12 protein-coding genes are annotated in these 14,999 nt (G+C 58.2%); 1 reads left to right on the top strand and 11 read right to left on the bottom strand.

What is annotated here, in order from left to right; translation table 11 throughout:
- Nucleotides 1–11: 11 nt before the first annotated feature.
- The 4 genes from glmM to rlmE all read right to left on the bottom strand — a co-directional run bounded on the left by glmM (nt 12) and on the right by rlmE (nt 4,949).
- Nucleotides 12–1,349 (bottom strand): phosphoglucosamine mutase, encoded by a 1,338-nt coding sequence (glmM, locus tag RHP75_RS05140; RefSeq protein WP_090255976.1) that lies wholly within the window; start codon nt 1,347–1,349, stop codon nt 12–14.
- An 18-nt stretch (nt 1,350–1,367) separates the two neighbouring features.
- Nucleotides 1,368–2,219 carry a dihydropteroate synthase gene (gene folP / locus RHP75_RS05135; RefSeq protein WP_311090741.1) on the bottom strand — a complete coding sequence of 284 codons (852 nt, stop codon included), beginning with the start codon at nt 2,217–2,219 and terminating at the stop codon, nt 1,368–1,370.
- 8 nt (nt 2,220–2,227) lie between these two features.
- Nucleotides 2,228–4,144: an ATP-dependent zinc metalloprotease FtsH gene (gene ftsH, locus RHP75_RS05130; RefSeq protein WP_311090740.1), complete on the bottom strand. Its 1,917-nt coding sequence runs from the start codon at nt 4,142–4,144 to the stop codon at nt 2,228–2,230.
- 181 nt (nt 4,145–4,325) lie between these two features.
- Nucleotides 4,326–4,949, bottom strand: a complete 624-nt coding sequence (gene rlmE / locus RHP75_RS05125) for a 23S rRNA (uridine(2552)-2'-O)-methyltransferase RlmE (protein WP_311090739.1) — start codon at nt 4,947–4,949, stop codon at nt 4,326–4,328.
- A gap of 102 nt (nt 4,950–5,051) precedes the next feature.
- On the opposite strand from rlmE, the gene yhbY reads away from it, so the two are divergent.
- A complete protein-coding gene (gene yhbY, locus RHP75_RS05120; protein ID WP_311090738.1) occupies nt 5,052–5,363 on the top strand; it encodes a ribosome assembly RNA-binding protein YhbY in 312 nt (103 codons plus the stop codon).
- Between the two features lie 65 nt (nt 5,364–5,428).
- On the opposite strand, the gene RHP75_RS05115 is transcribed toward yhbY, so the two are convergent.
- The 7 genes from RHP75_RS05115 to dnaK all read right to left on the bottom strand — a co-directional run bounded on the left by RHP75_RS05115 (nt 5,429) and on the right by dnaK (nt 14,981).
- Nucleotides 5,429–5,875 (bottom strand): DUF4149 domain-containing protein, encoded by a 447-nt coding sequence (locus tag RHP75_RS05115; protein ID WP_311090737.1) that lies wholly within the window; start codon nt 5,873–5,875, stop codon nt 5,429–5,431.
- On the bottom strand, nt 5,847–6,323 hold the full coding sequence (gene greA / locus RHP75_RS05110; protein WP_311090736.1) for a transcription elongation factor GreA: 477 nt from the start codon (nt 6,321–6,323) through the stop codon (nt 5,847–5,849). Before greA ends, RHP75_RS05115 begins: the two co-directional genes overlap by 29 nt.
- Complete coding sequence (carB, locus tag RHP75_RS05105; RefSeq protein WP_311090735.1) at nt 6,320–9,541, bottom strand: carbamoyl-phosphate synthase large subunit; 3,222 nt, start codon at nt 9,539–9,541, stop codon at nt 6,320–6,322. Before carB ends, greA begins: the two co-directional genes overlap by 4 nt.
- Nucleotides 9,542–9,577: 36 nt before the next feature.
- The gene (gene carA, locus RHP75_RS05100) at nt 9,578–10,726 is read right to left on the bottom strand and encodes a glutamine-hydrolyzing carbamoyl-phosphate synthase small subunit (RefSeq protein WP_311090734.1); all 1,149 of its coding nucleotides are present in this window, start codon (nt 10,724–10,726) and stop codon (nt 9,578–9,580) included.
- Between the two features lie 209 nt (nt 10,727–10,935).
- Nucleotides 10,936–11,739 (bottom strand): 4-hydroxy-tetrahydrodipicolinate reductase, encoded by an 804-nt coding sequence (gene dapB / locus RHP75_RS05095; RefSeq protein WP_311090733.1) that lies wholly within the window; start codon nt 11,737–11,739, stop codon nt 10,936–10,938.
- A gap of 71 nt (nt 11,740–11,810) precedes the next feature.
- Complete coding sequence (dnaJ, locus tag RHP75_RS05090) at nt 11,811–12,938, bottom strand: molecular chaperone DnaJ (RefSeq protein ID WP_090255965.1); 1,128 nt, start codon at nt 12,936–12,938, stop codon at nt 11,811–11,813.
- A 126-nt stretch (nt 12,939–13,064) separates the two neighbouring features.
- Complete coding sequence (dnaK, locus tag RHP75_RS05085) at nt 13,065–14,981, bottom strand: molecular chaperone DnaK (protein WP_311090732.1); 1,917 nt, start codon at nt 14,979–14,981, stop codon at nt 13,065–13,067.
- Nucleotides 14,982–14,999: the final 18 nt, after the last annotated feature.

The raw sequence follows: 14,999 nt of genomic DNA, 5'->3' as shown, positions 1-14,999 counted from the left end.
GGCAAGCCGAATCAAGCACATACATCAGCAACAACTTTAGCTAATTCATCGGCATAGCCGCGCACCTGGCCTTCGTCATCACCTTCAACCATAACCCGCACCAACGGCTCGGTGCCGGATTTGCGCAGCAGCACCCGCCCACGACCGGCCATCTGCTCGGTCACCCGCGCACTGGCCTGCTGCACAGCAGGGTGTTCCAGCGGGTCAACACCGCCAGCAAAGCGAACGTTCACCAACACCTGCGGACACTTCTGCATCCCGAGCCGGGCCTCGCCCAGGGTTTGCTCACGACGCTTGAGCGCCATCAACACCTGCAGCGCAGCGATAATTGCATCACCAGTCGTGGTGTGCTGGAAACACACCAGATGACCGGAGTTTTCCCCACCCAACTGCCAGTTGCGCGACAGCAACTCGGCAATCACATAACGATCACCAACCTTGGCACGCACAAACGGAATACCCAGATCGGCCAGCGCCAGCTCCAGCCCGAGGTTACTCATCAGCGTGCCAACCACCCCACCCTGCAGCTTGCCGCGCTCCAGCAGATCACGCGCGATGATAAACAGCAACTCATCGCCATCAACCACGGCGCCGGAGTGATCAACCATCAACACCCGATCCGCATCACCATCAAAGGCAATACCCAGATCAGCCTGCTGCGCCAATACTTCAGCCTGCAACGCCTCGACATGGGTCGAACCGCAGTTGTCATTGATATTCAAGCCATTGGGCTGCGCTGAAAGCACCGTAACCTGTGCGCCCAGCTCGCGGAATACGCTAGGTGCAACCTTGTACGCCGCACCATGGGCGCAATCGACAACGATCTTCAGCCCAGCAAAGTCGGTACTGCTCGGCACACTACTCTTACAGAATTCGATATAGCGCCCAGCGGCATCGTTGATTCGCGAGACCTTGCCCAGCTGCTCGGACTCGACCACGGTCATCGGCTGATCTAACAGCTCTTCGATCATCAACTCGATTTCGTCCGGCAGCTTGGTGCCCTGCCCGGAGAAGAACTTGATACCGTTGTCGTGATGGGGGTTATGCGAGGCACTGATAACGATGCCAGCCTCGGCATGGAAGGTACGAGTCAGGTAGGCGATTGCTGGCGTCGGCATCGGGCCGAGCAACATTACATCTGCGCCGGCGGCGGACAAACCAGCCTCTAGGGCAGACTCGAACATATAACCGGAAATGCGCGTGTCCTTGCCGATCAGAATGCGGCACTTGCCCTGCTTGCGAAACGCCATCCCGGCCGCCCAGCCAAGCTTGAGCATGAATTCCGGGGTAATAGGGAAGTCACCGACACGTCCACGAATACCGTCAGTACCAAAATATTTTCTACCCATCCCACAATTCCTTCTAACTTATTCGGCCGCTTCAACCGCAGCAATCATCCGTACTACATCAACCGTTTGCGCCACATCGTGCACTCGCAGAATGTGCGCACCTTTGCTCAGCGCCAACGCAGCCAAGGCCAGACTGCCATAGAGGCGCTCGCCCACTTCATGCCCCAGCACCTTGCCGATCATACTCTTGCGCGAAACCCCGACCAGTAGAGGTCGACCCAACTCATGCAGCGCCTGCAAATGCTTGAACAGCGAAAGATTGTGCTCAAGGGTTTTCGCAAAACCAAAACCCGGATCAAGGATGACGCGCTCAGCGCCAATCCCAGCTGCCGAACAGGCAGCCAGCCGTTCAAGCAGAAACTCGCGCACTTCTGCGACGACATCAGGGTATTGAGGGTTCTGCTGCATAGTGGTGGGCTCGCCGCGCATATGCATCAGGCATACCGGCAAACCACTGTCCGCTGCCGCATCCAGCGCACCATCACGCTGCAGTGAGCGCACGTCATTGATCAACCCAGCACCCAGCCGCGCCGCTTCGCGAATGACTGCTGGCGTTGAGGTGTCCACCGAAATAATCACATCCAGCTCGCGCGCAATAGCCTCGACGACAGGCGCAACTCGCTCCAACTCCTCAAACGGAGAAACCGCGCGAGCACCAGGACGCGTCGACTCCCCACCGACATCAATCAGTGTCGCCCCCGCCTGCAGCATCGCCTCAGCATGGCGCAAAGCCGCATCACGCTGACCGTAGCGCCCACCATCGGAGAAGGAGTCGGGAGTGACGTTGAGGATGCCCATCACTTGCGGACGGCTTAAATCAAGAAACCGGCTGCCACAGGGCAGCCGGTCGAAGGTTGGTGCAACAGACATGGAAAACCTTAGAGTTCGGCGGCCGGGCCACCAATTGGCTTCTCTGTGGATTCAGCGACTTCAACTGGCGCAGTCGGCGTGCCGTTGCTGTCGTCACCACCCTGCCAGCCTTTCGGCTCACGCGGCGCGAGGCCATTCATAATGTCTTCGATCTGCTCAGCGTCGATGGTTTCGTACTTCATCAGCGCTTCAGCCATCGCATCGAGCTTGTCGCGATTTTCCTGCAGCAGACGCTTGGCGGTGCCGTAGCACTCATCAATGATGCTGCGCACTTCCTGATCGATCAGTTTGGCGGTATCGGCAGAGACGTTGCTCTGATTGCTGCCCATGCTACGGCCGAGGAATACTTCACCCTCTTCCTCGGCATACATCAGCGGACCGAGTTTTTCCGACAACCCCCACTTGGTGACCATGTTCTTGGCCAACTGGGTGGCACGCATGATGTCGTTGGACGCACCAGTAGTGACTCCATCGAAGCCCAGGGTCATTTCTTCGGCGATACGACCACCGAACAGCGAGCAGATCTGACTGGTCAGCGCACGCTTGCTCAGACTGTAACGATCTTCCTCGGGCAGGAACATGGTCACGCCCAAGGCACGACCGCGCGGAATGATCGACACCTTGTAGACCGGATCATGCTCAGGCACCAGGCGCCCGACAATCGCATGGCCAGCTTCGTGGAAGGCGGTATTGAGCTTTTCCTTGTCCGACATGACCATAGTTTTGCGCTCGGCGCCCATCATGATCTTGTCTTTGGCCAGCTCGAACTCTTTCATTTCGACCAGACGCTTACCGGCACGGGCAGCGAACAGCGATGCCTCGTTGACCAGATTGGCCAGATCCGCGCCGGAAAAGCCCGGGGTACCACGCGCAATCACAGCCGGGGCAACATCTTCACCCATCGGCACTTTGCGCATATGCACTTTAAGAATCTGTTCGCGGCCACGGATATCCGGCAGGCCAACCACGACCTGGCGGTCGAAACGCCCCGGACGCAGCAAAGCAGGGTCGAGCACATCAGGACGGTTGGTAGCAGCGATAACAATGATGCCGTCGTTCATTTCGAAGCCATCCATCTCTACCAGCAACTGGTTGAGGGTCTGCTCACGCTCGTCGTGACCGCCGCCCATGCCAGCACCACGATGACGACCCACGGCGTCGATCTCATCGATAAAGATGATGCATGGCGCGTGCTTCTTGGCTTGCTCGAACATGTCGCGCACACGGGATGCACCGACACCAACGAACATTTCTACGAAGTCCGAACCAGAAATGGTGAAGAACGGCACTTTGGCTTCGCCAGCAACCGCCTTGGCCAGCAGTGTCTTACCGGTACCTGGCGAGCCAACCATCAGCACGCCGCGCGGGATACGCCCACCGAGGCGCTGGAACTTGCCTGGATCACGAAGGAACTCAACCAGCTCACTGACTTCTTCCTTAGCCTCGTCGCAACCAGCGACGTCAGCAAAGGTGGTCTTGACCTGATCTTCCGAGAGCAGGCGCGCCTTGCTCTTACCGAAGCTCATCGGCCCGCCTTTACCGCCCGCACCACCTTGCATCTGGCGCATGAAGAACATGAACACAGCAATGATCACCAGAATCGGGAAGCTGGCCACCAGCAGCTGAGTCCAGATGCTCTGCTGCTCAGGCTGCTTGCCGACGATCTCGACGTTGTTGTCCATCAAGTCCTTGATCAGGCCATTGTCCTGAATCGCCGGACGCACGGTCTCGAACGAGGAACCATCAGTACGGGTACCGCTGATGATGAAGCCATCAACCGTCACTCGCTTAACGCCGCCATCCTGAACCTGCTGGATAAACTGCGAATAGTTGAGTTTGTTCGACTCAGTCGGGCTGGAGAAATTGTTCATCACCGTCACCAAGACGGCGGCGATGATCAGCCACAGGACCAGATTCTTTGCCATGTCGTTCAATTAGCTACCCTCTGAAGCAGGCCCCGTGTCGAAGCGCACTTCGCATGACGACCAGTTATGTACCGATCTAACTTACTACACAACGCCCACACCTGGCAGGCGCCGTCTGTAACCCTTTATTTGTTGTGAGACCGCAAAGCCCCACCACAATTCGCTGCAAATCCTGACGCCGTCAGAGGCCGCGAAAGCCTCGTGCCAGCAGATATTGCTCGCGGGAGCGATCACGCGAGGACAGCGGCTTGCGCATCTGCACCTTGTCGAATAACTGACGCACCTGCTTGTGATACAGATCGAAACCTTCACCCTGGAAGATTTTGATCAGAAAATCACCACCCGGTCGCAATACCCGAGTCGACAAATCCAACGCCAGTTCGCACAGATACATCGCCCGCGGCTGATCTGACTCCCTTACCCCACTCATATTGGGGGCCATATCGGAAATCACAAGGTCTACAGGATGATCACCGATGGCTTCAAGAATCTGCGCGAACACCTCATCGTCAGTAAAGTCACCTTTGACAAAGGTAACGTCGGGGATGCTGTCCATCTCCAGGATATCTGAAGCGATCAACCGCCCCTTGTCACCGATCACCCGACTGGTGACCTGCGACCAACCGCCCGGCGCAGCGCCCAGATCAACTACAGTGATACCAGGCCGCAGGATGCGATCCTTCTCCTGAATCTCCAGCAGCTTGTAGCTGGCGCGCGAACGATAGCCATCCTTCTGCGCCATTTTGACGTAGGGGTCGTTGAAATGCTCTTTCAGCCAACCTTGACTGGTCTTGGAACGGGCCACGCAATACCTCGAATGTGCAACGCATGAATATCTGGGCGGCCCCGAAGGCGCTCGGGTAAACTAACCGCCGTTTTTTACCAGATTAAATGCAGGAATCAGATTATGCCGCTCACTCAAGAGCAGAAGAAACAATTCAAATCTATCGGTCACCATTTGAAGCCTGTATTGATCGTGGCTGACAACGGTCTGACCGAAGGTGTGCTGACTGAACTGGAACGCGCACTGGGCGATCATGAACTGATTAAAGTGCAATTACGCATCACTGAGCGCGAAGACCGCCTCGCGGCCATCAATGAACTGTGCAAAGCCGGCAAAGCTGAACTGGTTCAGGTGATTGGCAAAATGGCGCTGATCTACCGCAAGAACCCGAAAGTGAACAAGAATCTGTCCAACGTTCATCGCAATCACGGTTGATTAGTCGGCCGCTGCAAGGCGCGGTCAGCGCCTTTGCAACTACCTGTCCCGCCCAATCTTACTGCCTAGAGCCTATGCCTGAGCTTTTGCGGCACGGGCTGCAAGACCAATAACAACCCACAAAATGCCATCACCAGATAACTGAACATCAGCCACAGTTCAGCCTCTGGCAGCAGTTGGCGCGCAGCAAAGTAACTGCCCGCCATCGCCACTACGACCAATAGCAATTGCCCGCGGGTATCACGCAACAGGCTTGCCAGGCGCTCGGCACGAATCAGCACCAGCACCTGCAACCCGGCGCAAACCACCGCCAGGCCAACCAGTAGTGACCGCAGGGTATTGCCGATTTCCTCGACCAGCAACGAGGCCAGGCCGATCTTGGCAATCGCCGGTAACAGCAGGAAATGCAGCAACCAGAGGCCGCCAACCCAAAGCGTCTGAGCCAGCAGCCAGCTGATTGCACCGGCATCACGCACGCCCGGCTTAGAGATGGCGAACCTCGACGATCTCATACTCAAGCGCACCGCTCGGCGTCTGCACCACCACCACATCACCCTCGCTCTTACCGATCAAGGCGCGCGCGATAGGTGAGCCGACGGAAATCTTGCGCTGCTTGATGTCAGCTTCGTCTTCACCAACGATCTGATAGACCACGCTTTCATCAGTCTCGCAGTTGGCGATTTCCACGGTGGTACCGAAAATCACCTTACCGGTGTGTTCGATGCTGGTGACATCAATGATCACCGAATTCTGCAGACGGCCTTCGATATCGCGGATACGCGCCTCAACCATGCCCTGCTGCTCGCGCGCAGCGTGGTATTCGGCGTTTTCCTTGAGGTCACCGAGCTCGCGCGCGGTACCGATATCCTGGCTGAGCTTGGGACGCACCACCTTGGTCAAATGCGCCAGCTCTTCTTCCAGAGCGCGAGCGCCCTGGACGGTCATCGGGTATTTGGTCATGCCTTGATTCCTGCATGCAGATCCTGCAGCCGGCGCACGGTCTTCTCGGGACCAAACTTCAGCGCTTCACAGATCGCCTGACCCGCCGCAATGGTGGTGGTGCAGTAGATCTTGTGCTGCAGAGCGTTACGACGAATAGAGTAGGAGTCCGCAATGGACTGACGGCCTTCAGTGGTGTTGATGATCAGGGTGACTTCATCATTCTTGATCATGTCGACCACGTGCGGACGACCCTCGGTCACCTTGTTCACGCGACGCACTGGCAAACCAGCCGCCTCGATCAGTTTGGCAGTACCGGCGGTCGCCACCACTTCAAAGCCCAGCCCGATCAGATCGCGCGCAACGCCAGCCACCAACGGCTTATCGTCATCACGCACACTGATAAAAGCCACGCCTGCGTTCGGCAACACTTCGCTGGCACCCATCTGCGCCTTGGCAAAAGCCTCGCCGAAGGTATCGCCAACGCCCATCACTTCACCAGTGGACTTCATCTCTGGACCGAGGATCGGATCGACGCCAGGGAACTTGGCGAACGGGAATACCGCTTCCTTGACGCTGAAATACGGCGGAATGATCTCGGCGTTGTAACCGGCCTCAGCCAAGGATTTACCAGCCATGACACGGGCAGCCACCTTGGCCAGAGAAACACCAACACACTTGGAGACGAACGGCACGGTACGCGACGCGCGCGGGTTCACTTCAATGACGAAGATGTCCTCGCCCTGCACGGCCATCTGCACGTTCATCAGGCCAACCACATTGAGCTCCAGGGCCATTTTCTTGACCTGCTCACGGATCTCGTCCTGGATGTGCATCGGCAGCGAGTACGGCGGCAGCGAACAGGCTGAGTCACCGGAGTGCACGCCCGCCTGCTCAATGTGCTGCATGATCGCGCCAATCACCACGGTTTCACCGTCGCACACCGCATCCACGTCGACTTCAATGGCGCAGTTGAGGAAATGGTCGAGCAGCACCGGGCTGTCATTGGAGACTTTTACCGCTTCACGCATGTAGCGCTTGAGCTCGTCTTCCTGGTAGACGATTTCCATCGCCCGACCGCCCAGCACGTAGGATGGACGCACTACCAGCGGATAACCGATGGTTTTGGAGTGAGCCAGGGCTTCGTCTTCGCTGCGTGCCGTGGCGTTGGCCGGCTGACGCAGACCAAGACGCTGAACCATCTGCTGGAAGCGTTCGCGATCTTCAGCGCGGTCGATGGCGTCAGGGCTGGTACCGATGATCGGCACGCCGGCCTCTTCCAGAGCACGACAGATCTTCAGCGGGGTTTGCCCGCCGTACTGGACGATCACGCCTTTAGGCTGCTCAACGCGGACGATTTCCAGTACGTCTTCCAGTGTTACTGGCTCAAAGTACAGGCGGTCCGAGGTGTCATAGTCAGTGGAAACGGTCTCCGGGTTGCAGTTGACCATGATGGTCTCGTAACCGTCTTCGCGCAGCGCCAGCGCGGCGTGTACGCAGCAGTAGTCGAACTCAATGCCCTGGCCGATACGGTTAGGGCCACCGCCCAAGATCATGATCTTGTCGCGGGTCGACGGATTGGCCTCGCACTCTTCCTCGTAGGTCGAATACATGTAGGCGGTGTCGGTGGCGAACTCGGCAGCGCAGGTATCGACCCGCTTGTACACCGGCAGCACTTTCAACTTGTGGCGCTGACTGCGCAGGGTCTTCTCGGTCACGCCCAGCAGCTTGGCCAGACGGATGTCGGAGAAGCCTTTGCGCTTGAGCTTGTACATCGAGTCACGATCAATGCTCGACAGCGCCAGTGTCTTGATGCGCTCTTCGTCCTTGATCAGATCCTCGATCTGCACCAGGAACCATTCATCGATATTGGTCAGCTCGAAGATTTCCGCAACCGTCTTGCCAGCGCGGAAGGCATCAGCGATGTACCAGATACGGTCAGCGCTTGGCACAGTCAGCTCACGGCGCAGAGTGCTTTCTGCTTCCGGGTCAGCCAGATCGAGCTTTTCATCAAAGCCTGAGACGCCCACTTCCAGGCCTCGCAGGGCTTTCTGCAGGGACTCCTGGAAAGTACGACCGATGGCCATGACTTCGCCGACCGATTTCATCTGCGTGGTCAGGCGGGCGTCGGCTTTCGGGAATTTCTCGAAAGCAAAACGCGGGATCTTGGTCACAACATAGTCGATGGCCGGCTCGAACGAAGCCGGGGTACGCCCACCGGTGATGTCGTTCTGCAGCTCGTCGAGGGTGTAACCCACAGCCAGTTTGGCGGCGATCTTGGCGATCGGGAAACCGGTGGCCTTGGAGGCCAGCGCCGAGGAACGCGATACGCGCGGGTTCATCTCGATCACGACCATACGGCCGGTGTTCGGGCAAATGCCGAACTGCACGTTGGAGCCACCGGTTTCCACGCCGATCTCGCGCAGTACCGCCAGCGAGGCGTTACGCAGAATCTGGTATTCCTTGTCGGTCAGGGTTTGCGCCGGGGCCACAGTGATGGAGTCACCGGTGTGCACGCCCATTGGATCGAAGTTTTCGATGGCGCAGACGATGATGCAGTTGTCCTTCTTGTCGCGGACCACCTCCATCTCGTATTCCTTCCAGCCGATCAGCGACTCGTCGATCAGCAGTTCGCTGGTCGGCGACAGATCCAGGCCGCGGGCGCAGATTTCTTCGAACTCTTCACGGTTGTAGGCGATACCACCGCCGGTGCCACCCATAGTGAAGGACGGACGGATAATGCACGGGAAGCCAACCTTCTCCAGCACACCGTAAGCTTCTTCCATGTTGTGCGCGATGCCGGAAACCGGGCAGGCCAGGCCGATGTCTTTCATCGCTTTGTCGAAGCGCGAACGGTCTTCGGCCTTGTCGATGGTGTCGGCGTTGGCACCAATCATCTCGACACCGAATTTTTCCAAGATGCCGTGCTTTTCCAGGTCCAGGGCGCAGTTCAGCGCGGTCTGGCCACCCATGGTCGGCAGCAGCGCATCAGGGCGCTCCTTCTCGATGATCTTGGCCACAGTGGCCCACTTGATCGGCTCGATGTAGGTGGCGTCCGCCATGGCCGGGTCGGTCATGATAGTGGCCGGGTTGGAGTTGACCAGGATGACGCGGTAACCCTCTTCTTTCAGCGCTTTACACGCCTGGGCACCGGAATAGTCGAACTCGCAGGCCTGGCCGATAACAATCGGGCCAGCGCCGAGGATCAGGATACTTTTAATGTCTGTACGCTTTGGCATGTTCTCTCTCTCGAATCCTTGGGTCAGTCGGCTGGCTTAACGGCGCTTGGCCATGGCTTCGATAAAACGGTCGAACAGCGGCGCCACATCGGCTGGGCCGGGGCTCGCTTCGGGGTGACCCTGGAAGCTGAAGGCGTCCTTATCGGTCCGTTCGATCCCCTGCAGGGAACCGTCGAACAACGACTTGTGAATGGCGCGCACGTTGCTTGGCAGGCTGCTTTCATCCACGGCAAAACCGTGGTTCTGGCTGGTGATCATCACCACGCCGGTTTTCAGGTCCTGCACCGGATGGTTGGCACCGTGGTGGCCATGGCCCATTTTCAGGGTCTTGGCGCCGGAAGCCAGGGCCAAAAGCTGGTGACCGAGGCAGATGCCGAATACCGGGATATCGGTTTCCAGCACATCTTTGATCGCCTGAATCGCGTAATCGCAAGGCTCGGGATCGCCTGGGCCGTTGGACAGGAACACGCCATCGGGATTGAGTGCCAGCACATCGCCAGCAGGCGTCTGCGCCGGCACGACGGTCACACGGCAACCTCGCTCAACCAGCATGCGCAGGATGTTCAGCTTGACGCCATAGTCGTAGGCCACAACATGGTATGGCAGCTCGCTGGCCGGGATTTGCAGATGACTATCGTCTTTCAGGTTCCACACACTGGAGCGCCACTCGTAACGTTCGGTGCAGCTGACCACCTTGGCCAAATCCATGCCTTTCAGGCCAGGGAAGCTACGCGCCAATTCCAGGGCTTTTTCTTCAGTGGCGTCATCGCCGGCCAAAATGCAGCCATTCTGCGAGCCTTTCTCACGCAGAATGCGGGTCAGGCGACGGGTGTCGATACCAGCGATGGCGACGGTGCCGTTTTCCTTGAGGTATTCATCCAGCGGCTGCTTGTTGCGCCAGTTACTGGAGGTCAGCGGCAGGTCACGGATAATCAGGCCAGCGGCCCATACGCGGTTGGACTCGGCGTCTTCCGGCGTGGTGCCGGTATTGCCGATGTGCGGATAGGTCAGGGTGACAATCTGCTGGGCATAGGAAGGATCGGTAAGGATTTCCTGATAGCCGGTCATGGCGGTGTTAAAAACCACCTCTCCAATAGTTTGGCCATCGGCACCGATGGCCTCGCCGCGAAAAATACTGCCATCAGCAAGAGCCAAAATGGCAGGTTTAAGGGCTGGCTTACTCAAGAAAACCTCCGGAAATCAAAACGTGAAGCAAACGCAGATTGTAAAAAAGCGGGATGACGTATCGACCGTCACCCCGCTTTTTTATCTGATTCATTCTGCGCAACTTTAGTGGACACACTAAAGCAGAAAGCTTACAGGAAACTGCCTTTTGGGTCCACCGCCAGTTGCGACTCAGACCCAGGTAAAACACATTCCTGCGACAGAATGCCTCAGTTAAGCCCCAGAACGTCCTGCATGTCATACAGACCAGGCTGACGTTTTTGCAGCCACAACGCCGCACGCACTGCGCCTTTGGCGAAGGTCATGCGACTCGATGCCTTATGGGTGATTTCCACACGCTCGCCATCGGCAGCGAACAGCACAGTGTGATCACCGACCACATCACCGGCGCGCACCGTGGCAAAACCAATGGTTTCGCGCTCACGCGCACCGGTCTGGCCTTCACGACCATAGACAGCGACCTTCTGCAGATCGCGCCCCAGTGCATTGGCCACTACTTCACCCATACGCAAAGCGGTGCCGGACGGCGCATCGACCTTGTGGCGGTGATGGGCTTCGATGATTTCGATATCCACGTCATCACCGAGCACCCGCGCCGCAGTGTCGAGCAGCTTCAGGCATAGATTGACGCCGACACTGAAGTTGGCAGCAAACACGATGGAAATCTGCTTGCCGGCCTCGGCCAGCAGCTGCTTTTCCTCTGGGGAAAAACCGGTAGTGCCGATCACCATGGATTTACCGGCCTGGCGGCAGATTTCCAGGTTCTTCAGGGTGACCGATGGATGAGTAAAGTCGATCAGCACATCGAACTGATCAAGCACCGCATTCAGATCGCCGGACAGATTGACGCCAATCTTGCCCTGCGCCACCAGCTCACCGACATCCGCGCCAACCAGACTGCTGTCGGCACGATCAATCGCCGCACTCAGGCTTGCGCCATCGACCAGCTGCACGGCTTCGATCAGGGTCTTGCCCATGCGCCCGGCGGCGCCCATCACAGCAATACGTTGCATATCTATCAGCTCCAAGCTGTCGCCCCAGACTGCAGCAGCCGCTTAGCGACCGCGCAGCCTGTCAGCGGGATTTACAGGTCGCCAAAGAAGCGCTTAACACCTTCGAACCAGCCATTGGCCTTCGGCGAATGCGAGCTGTCGCCTTCCAGGGTTTTGCGGAACTCGTCGAGCAGTTCGCGCTGACGCTTGTCCAGGTTGACCGGGGTTTCCACCGCCACCTTGCACATCAGGTCCCCTGCACCGCCGCCACGCACTGGGGCAACACCCTTGCCACGCAGGCGGAACATCTTGCCGGTCTGCGTGCCTTCCGGGATCTTCAGCTTGACCCGACCATCCAGGGTCGGCACTTCCAACTCACCGCCCAGGGCCGCATCGGCAAAGCTGATCGGTACTTCGCAGTACAGGTGCTTGCCGTCGCGCTGGAAGATCGCGTGCTCACGCACATTCACCACCACGTACAGGTCGCCCGCTGGGCCACCCATGGCACCCGCCTCGCCTTCGCCAGATAGACGAATGCGGTCGCCGGTATCGACGCCAGCCGGCACTTTCACCGACAGGGTTTTGTGCTCTTCCACCCGGCCATGGCCGTGGCAAGAACCGCACGGGTCAGTGATCATCTTGCCGCTGCCATGGCAGCGCGGGCAGGTCTGCTGCACCGAGAAGAAGCCTTGTTGCATGCGCACCTGACCAATACCGCCACAGGTGGTACAGGTCACCGGCGTGGTGCCCTTCTTCGCGCCTGAGCCATCGCAAGGCTTGCAATTGACCAGCGTCGGTACGCGAATGGTCACCGTAGTGCCACGCACCGCTTCTTCCAGGTCCAGCTCCAGGGTGTAGCGCAAGTCACTGCCGCGCTGTGCACCGCCACGTTGACCACCACGACCACCGCCACCGAAGAAATCGCTGAATACATCACCGAAGATATCGGAGAAGTTCGCCCCGCCCGGGCCGCCACCGCCGCCACCCATTTGCGGGTCGACACCGGCATGACCGTACTGATCGTAAGCCGAACGCTTGGCCGCATCGGAGAGCACTTCATAAGCCTCGTTGGCTTCTTTGAACTTCTCTTCGGCGGCTTTATCGTCCGGGTTACGGTCGGGGTGATACTTCATGGCCAGACGGCGGTAGGCTTTTTTCAGCTCCGCTTCGCTGGCACCGCGCTCGACACCGAGCACCTCGTAAAAATCGCGTTTAGCCATAAGTCTTCAACACCTTTAAATCGTCTACTCCAGACACGCCAACGCGGGAGCAAGCTCCCGCGCGGCGGATCATGCCGAACGCAACTCGCGTCGCGCCCGGCCAGAGCGGCATAAGCTTGCGCCTATTTATTTGTTGTCTTTGACCTCTTCGAACTCAGCGTCGACCACGTCGTCGCCTGCGTCCTTGGCTTGTTCAGCATCCTGGGCTTGCGCGCCTGGTTGCGGCTGTTCGGCGTACATCTTCTGCGCAAGTGGCGCGGTCACTTCGGACAGCGCGGTCATCTTGGCGTCGATATCGGCCTTGTCGTCACCCTTGATCGCCACTTCCAGCGCGCTCAATGCGGTTTCGATAGCAGTCTTCTCGTCGGCAGTAGCCTTGTCGCCAGCCTCGGTGATCATCTTGCGGGTGGCGTGCACCAGCTGATCACCCTGGTTGCGCGCGGTAGCCAGCTCTTCGAACTTGCGGTCTTCCTCAGCATTAGCCTCGGCGTCACGCACCATCTGCTGAATTTCTTCTTCAGACAGACCGGAGTTGGCCTTGATCACAATCGACTGAGTCTTGCCAGTCGCCTTGTCTTTCGCGCCGACGTGCAGGATACCGTTGGCGTCGATATCGAAGGTTACTTCGATCTGCGGTACGCCACGCGGAGCCGGTGGAATCTCGGCCAGGTCGAATTTGCCCAGCGACTTGTTACCGCTGGCTTGCTTGCGCTCGCCCTGCAGCACGTGAATGGTCACGGCGCCCTGGTTGTCATCGGCGGTCGAGAACACTTGCGATTTCTTGGTCGGAATCGTGGTGTTTTTCTCGATCAGCGCAGTCATCACGCCACCCATGGTTTCGATACCCAGAGTCAGCGGGCTGACGTCGAGCAGCAGCACGTCCTTGACGTCGCCAGCCAGTACCGCACCCTGGATCGCAGCACCCATGGCCACAGCTTCGTCCGGGTTGACGTCTTTACGCGCTTCTTTACCGAAGAAATCGGTCACCAGCTTCTGCACCAAAGGCATGCGGGTCTGCCCGCCGACCAGGATCACGTCGTTGATCGCACCGATGTCGATACCGGCGTCTTTCAGCGCGATACGGCACGGCTCAATGGTGCGCTGCACCAGGTCTTCAACCAGCGATTCCAGCTTGGCGCGGGAAATCTTCACGTTCAGGTGCTTAGGACCGGTGGCGTCTGCAGTGATGTACGGCAGGTTCACGTCGGTCGACTGGCTCGAGGACAGTTCGATCTTGGCTTTCTCAGCGGCTTCTTTCAGGCGCTGCATGGCCAGCGGGTCACCCTTGAGGTTCATGCCGCTTTCTTTCTTGAATTCGTCAACGAGGTAGTCGATCAAGCGAATGTCGAAGTCTTCACCACCGAGGAAGGTGTCACCGTTGGTGGCCAACACTTCAAACTGGTGCTCGCCGTCAACTTCAGCAATTTCGATCACGGATACGTCGAAAGTACCGCCACCCAGGTCATAGACGATCACGGTGTGATCGCCCTTGGCCTTGTCCATACCGTACGCCAGAGCAGCTGCGGTAGGCTCGTTGATGATGCGCTTTACATCCAGACCAGCAATACGGCCGGCGTCTTTGGTGGCCTGACGCTGGCTGTCGTTGAAGTAGGCCGGCACGGTGATCACCGCTTCGGTCACTGGCTCGCCGAGGTAGTCTTCGGCGGTTTTCTTCATTTTCTTCAGGATTTCAGCCGAGATTTGCGGCGGAGCCATCTTCTGGCCGTTCACTTCAACCCAGGCGTCACCGTTGTCCGCCTTGGCGATCTTGTACGGCACCATCTGGATGTCTTTCTGCACGACGTCTTCTTCGAAACGACGGCCGATCAGACGCTTTACCGCATACAGGGTGTTATGCGGATTGGTCACGGCCTGACGCTTGGCCGACTGGCCGACGAGGATTTCACCGTCGTTGGCATACGCGATGATCGACGGCGTAGTACGCGCGCCTTCAGCGTTTTCGATAACTTTAGCAACACCGTTTTCCAGAACCGAGACGCACGAGTTGGTGGTCCCCAGGTCGATACCAATAATTTTGCCCATCTTCACTCTCCCGAAACT

It is taken from the genome of Pseudomonas sp. SG20056 (assembly GCF_031764535.1).
In the GTDB taxonomy this organism is placed as follows: domain Bacteria; phylum Pseudomonadota; class Gammaproteobacteria; order Pseudomonadales; family Pseudomonadaceae; genus Aquipseudomonas.
The sequence above is the reverse complement of the archived record's forward strand: the minus strand, read 5'-3'. Positions and strand labels throughout refer to the sequence as shown.